Raw genomic sequence first — 239 nt, 5'->3', positions numbered from 1 at the left:
GTTGCCGATCCATGCCCCGCTGAACCCCAAGGCGATCAAAACCAGCGGCCCCAGGCAGCAGGCCGACGCAAGAATGGCGGCCAGCCCACCGGCGAAGAGCGCGCCGCGCCCGTTTTGTGGTTCAGACATACGCTTGTCCTTTCAAATTTGGTTTGGATAGCTTAAGCTTACTTCCGTAGTTATGTACGGAGTCAAGCGATATGCAAATTAATTTTGAGAATCTGACCATTGGCGTTTTT

General features: G+C 53.1%; 1 protein-coding gene. It reads right to left on the bottom strand.

Annotated features, from left to right (window positions below; genetic code table 11):
- Positions 1-129 (bottom strand): mercuric transporter MerT family protein (locus tag OOJ59_RS28085; RefSeq protein ID WP_261654364.1); only part of this gene is annotated, 129 nt, incomplete at its 3' end.
- Between the last annotated feature and the right edge of the window lie 110 nt (positions 130-239).

The sequence above is a fragment of the Citrobacter sp. W9 genome, assembly GCF_026719375.1.
Classification (GTDB): domain Bacteria; phylum Pseudomonadota; class Gammaproteobacteria; order Enterobacterales; family Enterobacteriaceae; genus Citrobacter; species Citrobacter werkmanii.
The sequence above is the reverse complement of the archived record's forward strand: the minus strand, read 5'-3'. Positions and strand labels throughout refer to the sequence as shown.